The 9,115-nt window shown below is 73.5% G+C and carries 10 protein-coding genes and 1 pseudogene; all 11 read left to right on the top strand.

Translation table 11 applies throughout. The features are described from left to right. Window positions 1-454, top strand: a pseudogene (locus GXW76_RS23990) (hypothetical protein); the annotation flags it as partial. Next, on the top strand, window positions 451-1,104 hold the full coding sequence (locus tag GXW76_RS23985) for a hypothetical protein (RefSeq protein WP_211864670.1): 654 nt from the start codon (window positions 451-453) through the stop codon (window positions 1,102-1,104). The pseudogene GXW76_RS23990 and the gene GXW76_RS23985, both read left to right, overlap by 4 nt. Before the next feature lies 1 nt (window position 1,105). Next, window positions 1,106-2,089 (top strand): hypothetical protein, encoded by a 984-nt coding sequence (locus GXW76_RS23980; RefSeq protein ID WP_211864669.1) that lies wholly within the window; start codon window positions 1,106-1,108, stop codon window positions 2,087-2,089. Beyond that, the gene (locus GXW76_RS23975) at window positions 2,086-2,754 is read left to right on the top strand and encodes a phage baseplate assembly protein V (protein WP_211864668.1); all 669 of its coding nucleotides are present in this window, start codon (window positions 2,086-2,088) and stop codon (window positions 2,752-2,754) included. Before GXW76_RS23980 ends, GXW76_RS23975 begins: the two co-directional genes overlap by 4 nt. Continuing rightward, window positions 2,754-3,152 carry a PAAR domain-containing protein gene (locus GXW76_RS23970; protein ID WP_211864667.1) on the top strand — a complete coding sequence of 133 codons (399 nt, stop codon included), beginning with the start codon at window positions 2,754-2,756 and terminating at the stop codon, window positions 3,150-3,152. The genes GXW76_RS23975 and GXW76_RS23970 overlap by 1 nt, the downstream gene beginning before the upstream one ends. 3 nt (window positions 3,153-3,155) lie before the next feature. Then, window positions 3,156-3,614: a hypothetical protein gene (locus GXW76_RS23965; protein ID WP_211864666.1), complete on the top strand. Its 459-nt coding sequence runs from the start codon at window positions 3,156-3,158 to the stop codon at window positions 3,612-3,614. Next, window positions 3,611-5,323: a baseplate J/gp47 family protein gene (locus GXW76_RS23960; protein WP_211864665.1), complete on the top strand. Its 1,713-nt coding sequence runs from the start codon at window positions 3,611-3,613 to the stop codon at window positions 5,321-5,323. Before GXW76_RS23965 ends, GXW76_RS23960 begins: the two co-directional genes overlap by 4 nt. Beyond that, window positions 5,320-6,633 (top strand): hypothetical protein, encoded by a 1,314-nt coding sequence (locus GXW76_RS23955; protein ID WP_211864664.1) that lies wholly within the window; start codon window positions 5,320-5,322, stop codon window positions 6,631-6,633. The genes GXW76_RS23960 and GXW76_RS23955 overlap by 4 nt, the downstream gene beginning before the upstream one ends. Further along, entirely contained in the window at window positions 6,630-7,166 is a 537-nt protein-coding gene (locus GXW76_RS23950; RefSeq protein WP_211864663.1) for a hypothetical protein, read from the top strand. The genes GXW76_RS23955 and GXW76_RS23950 overlap by 4 nt, the downstream gene beginning before the upstream one ends. A gap of 20 nt (window positions 7,167-7,186) precedes the next feature. Beyond that, a complete protein-coding gene (locus GXW76_RS23945) occupies window positions 7,187-8,131 on the top strand; it encodes a hypothetical protein (RefSeq protein ID WP_211864662.1) in 945 nt (314 codons plus the stop codon). A gap of 12 nt (window positions 8,132-8,143) precedes the next feature. Then, window positions 8,144-9,115: hypothetical protein (locus GXW76_RS23940; RefSeq protein ID WP_211864661.1), on the top strand; the 972-nt coding region annotated here is incomplete at its 3' end.

Below are 9,115 nucleotides of genomic sequence, written 5' to 3'. Positions count from 1 at the left end.
GGCCCTGGCCGCGCCGCGCGTCATGCCTGTGGCCAGCCTGGGGCGTCTGCGCGAGCGCGGCCGCGGCGGCGCCGGAGGATCAGGCTCGGCCCGGGCGACAGCCGTTCCGGTCACCGCCCCCGGATCGCCCTTCGCCGGTCTCGTCGCCAATGCGGCGGCCGGTGTCGTCGCGGGCGACGCAGGGCCGCCAGAAGCCGCGCCGGCTTCCACAGGCGGCATCACCCTGTCCGGCGGAACGTCATTCGCGGGCATGGCCGGCGCCCCGGCCGCCTGGCCCGCTTCGCCCTCAACACCCGCCAGGCCGACCATGACGTCCGGGAACGTCGCGGCCTGGGCTGCGGCAACAGGCGCACTCACCGGAGACCTCGCCGCACCACCAGGCGACGCGCTCGAGGAGCGGCTGGCCGATATCCTCGAACGTGCCGCCGCCGAAGCGGGCATCGCACTGCCATGAGCCCGCCCGTCCCCATGCTCGGCGACCTCGCCCTGGAACACGTGACCTGGGCCGAGACGCGGCTGATGCAGCGCCTCGCCGCGGTGCCGGTGGTCGGCCTCGCGGGGGACGCGCAGCAGAATCTTGGCCGCGCCAGCCATGAGGTGGCGCTGGCGGGCGTGCTCGTCGGACCGGACTCCGCCGAGAAGCTCGGGGAATTGCAGAAGAAGGCCGCCGCGGGGGAGGAACTGGACTTCACCGCGGACATCACGACGGCGCTCGAACTCGCCAAGGTCGTCGTGGTGGAGGCCGCCTTCACCGCCGAGGCCGGCCGGCCCGACCGCTACGGCTTCCGCCTGACGCTGCGCGAATCCCCACCCTTGCCGCCGCCGGCCGAGGCCTCTCCCTTCGGCGGGCTGGATGGCGTGGATCTCGGCTTCGACCCGGACGCGCTGGGCGACGTCATGGGCGACGTGCTCGACAAGGCGGGCGAATTGCAGGCGGCGGTGGAAGCGGCCGTGGACGCCGTGCAGCAGATCAGCGCGCTGGCCGGGCTGGCGGACCTCGCCCTCGGCAACCCGCTGACACCGATGCAGGACGCGGCCGGCAGCCTGTCTTCCGTCGCCGATCTCAGCGCCGGGGAGGCGCTCGGCCGGGCGCTGGGGGGCTGACATGCTGACGCCGTCCTTCCAGCTCCGCCTCGCCGACAGGATCTACGGGCCGCAGGTCGCGGCGCTGGTGCTGCGCCGCGTGCGGCTGCCCGCGACCGACCGGCTGGATGCGCGCCTGCCTGCCGCCGCAGACGTATCGGCGGCGCCCGGAGACCCGGTGACGCTGGATCTCGACGGCGGCGAAGGGTCCGAAACGGTCTTCACCGGGCGCATCGCGCTGATCCGCCGGCGCTTCGATGCAATCGAGGTGGTCGCGCGCGGTGGCGCCGACCGGCTTGCGCGCGCGCGTCCCGTGCTGGCCCTGTCCGGCCTGACCGCGGGCGAGGCCATTCGGCGCCTGGCCGACGCAGCCTCGGTGGAGGCGGGCGAGGTTGCGCCTGGCCCGACCCTCGCCATCTACGCGGCCGACGGGCGCTCGACCGCCCTGGCGGAAGTCGCGCGCCTGGCGGCCTTCACCGGCGCGGTCGCCTTCCTCGATGGCGAAGGCCGCCTCGTGGTGCCCGATCCTGCCCGCCCCGTCACCCCGATCGCCCTGCGCTACGGCCGGGAGATCCTGGAAGCCGAGGCCACCGAGGGCGACGACAGCGACCCCGCTCCGGTGGTGACCGGCGAAGGCGGCGACCCAGGCGGCGAACAGGCGCGCTGGATCATCGCCGACTTCAACCGCGGCAGCCCGCCCCCGGCCGATGCGCCGCGCGTCGCGCTGCCGGAGATCCGCACGCGCGACGATGCCAGGGCGGCCGCGACGGCCATCGCCGATGCCGTGCGCGCGCGCGCCCGCAGCGTGCGCCTGACCACATTCCTCATTCCCGCGCTGGCGCCGGGCAAGCGGTTGACGATCGCGGAGATGCCCGGCGGCGTGCCGATCTCCCGCGCCGTGGTGCTGCAGGTGCAGCACAGCATTTCCGCGGGCGGCATCGCGCTCACGCGCCTCTGGGGCACCGGTTTCGAGGCGGGCGGCGGCCTGCCGGGAGGGTTCCCGTGAGCCGCGTCGCCGAGGTCGTCGCCGCCTTCGCCCGCCATGAGGCGGAGCGCCGCACCTTCTGCGAGCTCGCCGTCGTCACCAGCGTCTTCGACGACGAGGCGGGCGCCGACAGCCATACGGTCAGCGTCACCCTGAAGGACAGCGGCCTGGCGCTGGACCACCTGCCGGTCGCCACCTGGGCGACGGGGCTCGGCTGCCTGCCCCGCGTCGGCGACGTGGTGCTGGTGATGTTCCCACGCGGCTCGCTCGCCAGCGGCGTCGTGCTCGCGCAGGTCTATTCCGACGAGCGCCGGCCGCCCGCCTTCAAGCGCGACGAGATCGCGCTGCTCTGGCCCGAAGGCGCCGAGGACCGCGTGACGCTGCGCCTCAACGGCGGGGAGGAACCTTCCGCGCTGATGCAGGTGGCGGGCGAGGGCGAGGTCGCGATCTCGCTGAAGAAGGGCGAGCTGCGCATCAGCGCTTCCGGCGTCGCGGTGGCGCTCACCTATGGCGGCGGCGGCGACGGCGTCGTCGCGCTGGAAGCCGGCGGCACGAAGGTGGAACTCAAGCAGGATGGGGACCTCAGCATCACCGCGACGGGCCGGCTGAACCTGAAGGCGGCCGAGATCCGCATGGAGGCCGACGGCCCCGTGCGGATCAGCGGCGCAACAGTGGACATCAACTGATGGGCGCGCCGGCCGCAAAGCAGGGCGATGCGGTCATCGGCACCGATATCCATATCGTGCTGGTCCCGGCGGCCGCGCCGGTGCCGACACCCCTGCCGCACGTCTTCTCCGGCACGCTGAAGGGCGGGCTGGCGTCGAGCGTGAAGATCGCCGGCGCCGCGGCGGCGACGCAGGACAGCACGGCCGACAACAGCCCGCCGCACATCCCGACGCCGCCGGGCACCTCCTTCCAGCAGCCGCCGGCCAACAAGGGCACGGTCATGATGGGCTCCGCCACGGTGAAGATCGGCGGCAAGGCGGCAGCGCGGGCGGGCGATCCCGTCAGGACCTGCAACGACCCGGCGGATCTGCCGGCCGGCAGCATCGTCGCTGCCGGCACCGTCTTCGTGGGGGGCTGAGTCATGGCCGCGCCGCTCCGCGATCCGCTCGGCCGGGATCTCATGGTGGCGCCCTTCCTCTCCGCCACGACCTGGGACGCGCTGGACCTGACGCCGACGCCGCAGGGCGCGGACCTCGCGGCCAAGGTGGACCTGCAGGCGGTGGAAGGTGTGGATGCGCTGCGCCAGGCGTTGCTGTTGCGGCTGCTGACGCCGCTCGGCAGCCTCGCCGCGCTGGGCCATCCCGATTACGGCAGCCGCCTGCACGAACTGGTCGGCACCGAGTTCACCGATGCGGCCCGGCTGCGCGCGCGCGCCTTCGTCCTGCAGGCGATCGCGCAGGAACGGCGCGTCGAACGCGTGCTGGCGCTGACGGTGGAGAAGCAGGAACCCTCGCGCCCCGACAGCCTGCGCCTCAGCCTGGCGGTGCAGGCGAGCGGCCTGGCGGACCCCGTCGCGCTCGGCCTGGAGGTGGCGGGATGACGCCGCTCGATCGCCTCTATCCGGACATCGTGCGCGACCTTCTGACCGTGCTGACCGGCGGCACGGCGCGCGAGGTGATCGAGATCGGCGCGACGGTCCCGGACAGCATCCCGCTCGCCAACCAGCCGGTCCGCCGCGTCAGTCACCTGGAAGGCACGGTGTCGATCGGCGATCGGCCGCAGCCCTACCGCTTCACCGAGCGCGACTTCGAACTGGTGGGCACCGACCGCAACCCGGACGGCCTCATCGCCATCCGCTTCCGCCCCAAGGCGCGGCGCCCCGCGCCGGGTTCGGTGCTGACGGTCAACTACTACCCGATGCACCTGCCGCCGTCGCCGCTGACCGACATCAATGTCGGCAGCGTCGTGCGCACGCTGCTCGAGACCATGGCGCGCGAGATGGCGGTGCAATACGCCCAACTGCGCCAGGTGTACGACAGCGGCTTCGTCGAGACGGCCGAGGGCGGCAGCCTGGAGAAGGTGGTCGCGCTGGTGGATGTGCGGCGCCTGCGCGCCGGGCATCCGGTCGGCCGCGTGCGCTTCAGCCGCCGCCCCGGCTCGCCCGGCGAGATCACCCTGCCGATCGGCACCGTGGTGACGGACGGCAAGGGCGCCCGCTACCTCACCAGCGCCGAGGGCACGCTGCAGCCCTCCCAGGGCAATGTCGAGGTGCCGGTCCAGGGCGAGACGCCGCAGACCGCGACGGTCGATGCGCGCGCGCTCACCATCCTGGAACGCGCCATCGCCGGCGTGGATGCCGTCACCAACGAGCAGCCCACCTTCCGCGCAGCGGAGGAGGAGACCGACCCGCAGCTCCGCCAGCGCGCGCGCAGGGCGATCCATGCGACCGGGCGCGGCACGCTGGACGCGCTGCGCTTCGGCCTGGAAAGCCTGCCCTTCGTGCGCGCCGTCGCCGCGACGGAGTATCCCGACCCGCTCGTCGTCGCGCCCGGGACGGTGCGGCTCGACGTGGCGCTGACCGAGGACGGCGCCGCCAACCGGCTGCTCGTGGACCGGCGCATCGAGGAACTGCGCCCCGCCGGGATCTTCGTGGAACGGCGCTGGGCACAGGCCCTGCAGGTCGGGCTGAACGTGGCGCTGCGCCTGGCCGCACCGCTGTCGGATCCCGACATCGCGGCCATGAAGTCGGCGCTCGCCGAACGGTTGGTCGCCGAGATCCGCGCCCTGCCGCCGGGCGGCACGCTGCGGCGCAGCCGCCTGATCGCCGCCACCCTCTCCGATGCGCGGCTCGCTGACGCGACGATCGACATCCTGGCGGACGGCACGCCAGCCCCGGGCGACGCGCTCTCCATCCCGGCCGACCGGACCGCCACGCCGGCCGAGACGCCGGTGACCTTCGGCCCCATCGCCCTGGAAGGCGCCGCAGCCGGCCCGACGGAACTGCCCTTCGACGCCGAACTCGCGGTGCGGCCCTTCGCCGGGCCGGCAAGCGCCCTCGAGGCGCCGCTGCGAGGCCGGCTCACGGACTTCCTCGATGCGGTCGGTGCCGGCGGGGCCATCGGCTTCGACGCCGTCGCGGCGGCGCTGCGGGACGATGGCAGCTTCGCGCTCGACCGCACGGCCGCGGTGCTGCTGCTCGACCGCGGCTCCGCAGGGTTCGAGGAACTCCGCGACGGCGATCCCGACCTCGCCCTGCCGGCCGGCGCGCGCGCGGTGCTGCGCAACCTCGTCCTGCGGGCGGTGCCATGAGCCGGATCGACGACATGCTCGACCGGTTGCCGCCGCCGCTCCGCGCCGACCAGGCTGGGCTGCTCGGACGGATGCTCGCCAATGCCGCGGTCCAGTTCGCCTGCGTGGACGAGGAGATGGACCGCATCCGCCGGTCGCACCTCCTCGCACTGGCCTTCGACATGGTGGACCTGGCGAAGCTCGGCGCACTCTTCGACCTGCGTCCCGCGCCCTGGGAACCGCTGGAACTGTTCCGCGTGCGCCTGCGCGCGACCATTGCCGCGCGCCTTGCGGGCGCGGTCACGCGCAATGCCATGGAACCCGTTCTCGTGGCGCTGCTGGACGGCGCGCAGCGGGCGATGGGAAGCCGCTACGCCGGCCTCGCGCCCGGGGGGCGCGGCCATGTCTTCCGCGATCCGGCGGCGGCACGCCGCCCTGGTGCGCCGGTCTTCCGCGAATACCCGCCACGCCGCCGGCGCGACCCGGCGCTGGTCGCCCAGGGCGGGCGGCTGCGGCCGCTGGACTGCGCAACGCTGACGCATCGCGGCCTTGGTGAGACGCCATTGCAGGCCATCCTGCGCGGCCGGGTCGGCGGGCGCACGGCGGTGCCGCTGCTGGCCCATCTCGGCACCGGGCGCGTCATTCTCTTCCGCGGCCTGGTGCCGGCCGGCGTGGAATTGCGGCTGGACGCGACGGCGGAGCGGCTGACCGCGACACTCGACGGGCGCGAAGCGAGCGATCGACTGATCACCGCCGCCGGCTTCACGCCGGGCGCGCGGCTCCCGCTGACGCCCGATGCGACGCCACAACCGATCATGCTCCGCCCCGGCGCGAACGAGATCTGGTTCCTGCCGCTCGCGCTCTACGGCGAGCGCATCCTCGACCGCGGCGCGCTGGCGCTGCCGGGGCTCGAACTCCGCCATGGCGTCTTCGGCTCGCCCGATGCGCCCGGCACCAACTTCGACGACAGCCTGTTCGAGCAGCAACCCTCGGTCAGCCTCGACCTGTTCTGGCAGGAAGCGATGCCCGCCGCCTTCCGTTTCGAGGTGCCCGGCGGGACGGTGCGGCACACGGTCGCGGAGCCGGCCGATCGCGCCGCGCAACGCGACGCGCTGCTCTCCGTGCTGGGCGACACCGTCGCCTTGCTGCGCGCCGCCGGCGTGGATGGCCGGGTGGTCTTCGTGCCGCTCCAGGAGACCCAGCGGCAACGCGACCGCGGCCGCGCGGTCAATCCCTACCTGCCACCGGACAGCCAGCCGAGCGAGACGCGGCTCGCCGGGGTCACCGCGCTGTTCGACGAGACCGCGACGGAAGGGGCACGCTTCGCATGAGCCTCCATCGCATCGAAGGACGGGTCACCGCCATCCTCCGCCCCGCCGGCGGCGGCGCCCCGCTGCTCGTCCGCCGCGGTCGCAACGCCGTGCTGCGCGGCGGCGCGGAACTGCTGGCGGGCCTCTTCTCGGGCAACGCCGCGACAGCGGTGAATGGCGCCATGGTCGGCATCGGCGAGGAGCCGGCGAACCCGCCCTATGAAGCGGGCCCCATCATCGTGGACGGCGCCGGCGCGACGCGGCTGCTGCGCCCCACCGCGACCATCGCGCCCGCCGACTGCACCGTCGAGACGATCGCCGCCGAGTTCCGCGTCCGCGTCACCGTGCGCGCCCTGCTGCCCGCGACCAATGCCGTGGATCCGACCGATCCGGCAACGCGGGTCGAGATCACGGAGGCCTCTCTCGGCGTGCTCGACGCCGCTGGCACCGGCCTCGCGCGCATCTACAACCGCGTGGTCTTCGAGCCGGTGCCGAAGACCAACGCGCATGAACTCGCTCTCTATTTCGAGGTGGATTTCCCGTACGGCGCGTAGCGCCGCCGCAGGAGGCGATGATGGCGACCTTGCTGAAGCTTCAGCTCAACACGCCGCCCGCGGTGACCCGCGACACGACGGTCGAGATGGTGAACGCGGCGACCGGGGAGCGCCGCACCACCAAGCCCTTCCTCGACGGCACCGTCTCCGTCGCCGGGCTGAACGCGGGCGAATGGGAAGTGCAGGTGAAGCACCCGAACTTCCTCGCCGAGCTCTTCCGCCGCCGCATCCGCGTCTTCCCCGACCGGCCGACCTTCGTGCCGGTGCCGATCCCGACCAACATCTTCGAGAATGCGCCGATCGCCGAGACGCCGGACGCCGATCTCGGCCCCGTGCAGCAGCGCATGGACACCGCCTCCGCGACGGCCGAGCGCCAGGGCAACAAGCGCGCCGGCCAGGCGATCTACGCCGACGACTGGAACGAACTCTCGGGCGTGGTGGCCGAGCTCGCCCGCGGCACCAAGGACCTCGCCGGCCTCGTCTCCCCCGTCGGCCACGATCACCCGGAGCTGGTGGCGAAGCTGGAGGAGCAGGCGCGCAACATCCAGCGCCTCTTCGACGTCTTCGGCGAAAGCGTCGCGCAATTGCAGCGGGAGGTGCAGATCCTCGGCCTGCAGAACCGGGTCGAGGATGCGCTGAACGAGCTTCCCGACGCCAAGCGCACCACCTTCCGGCCGCGCTTCCTCGCCCTGCTGCGCGACCTCGACGAGGCGCGGGCGGAGAACCCGCAGAACTTCACCACGCGACTGCAGCGGATCGCAGGGGACCTCGCGGAACTGACGCGCCAGGCCGTGCAGGACGAGCCTCCGGACGTCGCCAACAGCCCGGCGGTGGCGGCGCTCAACACCGCGGCGCTGCAGATGCAGGCGATCCCGCGCGCTTCCACTTATGTCGACGAGTTGGCCGGGCAGAATCGCGTGAACCGGGTCTCGAAACTCGGGCAGCGCCCCGTGGTGAGCCGATAGGGAAACACCACCATGCCTTCCGACACGCTGGACCTGCTCGATCAGATCGTGAAGGGCGCCGAGGCGGCAACCGGCAAGGGCGCCGGACAGCCGCTGCGCGCCGAGGAATGGAACACGCTGGCCGAGGCCATCGCTCGCCTCGCCCGCCTCGCCGCATCGCGCGAGCGCGGGGAGGCGGAGACGCTCGCGAAGGCCTATGCCCGCGCCGACCACCAGCATCTCGGCGAGGTCGGCCTGACCTGGTTCGACGCGCGGACGCGCGAGCTGATCGAGGCGCGCGGCGGCGCCGGCGACGTGGCGGCGCGCCTCGACACCCTGGCGCGCGACACCAAGGCACTGCGCGCCGACCTCGCCTCCCTCGCCGGGCAGGTGGAGCGGCTGCGCGACGAGCTGAGCAACGCCACCACCGAGGACCGCGTGCGCGACGGCAGCATCCGCCGGCTCGGTGAGAGGCTGGACGGGATCGTCGATCTCGACCGCCGCGTCACCGGGCTGGACGGCCGCGTCGCCGGGATCGATACCGGCATCCGGGAGGCCATCGCCTTCCGCGACACGCTGCGAGACGTCACTGGCGCGCCGATCAACATCGCAACGCTGGCGCAGCGTGTTGACGGCATCGCCGCGACCCAGGAACGGCTGCGCCTGGCGAATGGCGAGGTCGTGCGCATGCGGGACTTCGAGAACCGCATCGCCGCGCTGGAGGAAGGCGGCGTCACCAGCGCCGACCTCGATACGCGTATCGGCACGCGACTCGACGCGCTGGTGGCGGCGACCGACAGCATGCTGGTCAGCCGTGCCGGCACCGCGGCGGCCGCCTCCCTCGATCCGCGCTTCACGACACTGGAGAGCGGGCTGGACGCGACCCGGCGCGACGTCACCGGCGTGCTGGACGCGCGCACCGCGGACCGCGCGCGGCTGGACGGGCTCGATGCGCGGCTGGGCACGGAAGCCGCGCGCGGCGACCGCAACGCCGCGGCGCTCGAT

Origin of the sequence: Neoroseomonas soli (genome assembly GCF_018129065.1) — a bacterium.
GTDB classification, from domain to species: domain Bacteria; phylum Pseudomonadota; class Alphaproteobacteria; order Acetobacterales; family Acetobacteraceae; genus Neoroseomonas; species Neoroseomonas soli.
This window is presented reverse-complemented; position numbering and strand designations above follow the sequence as displayed.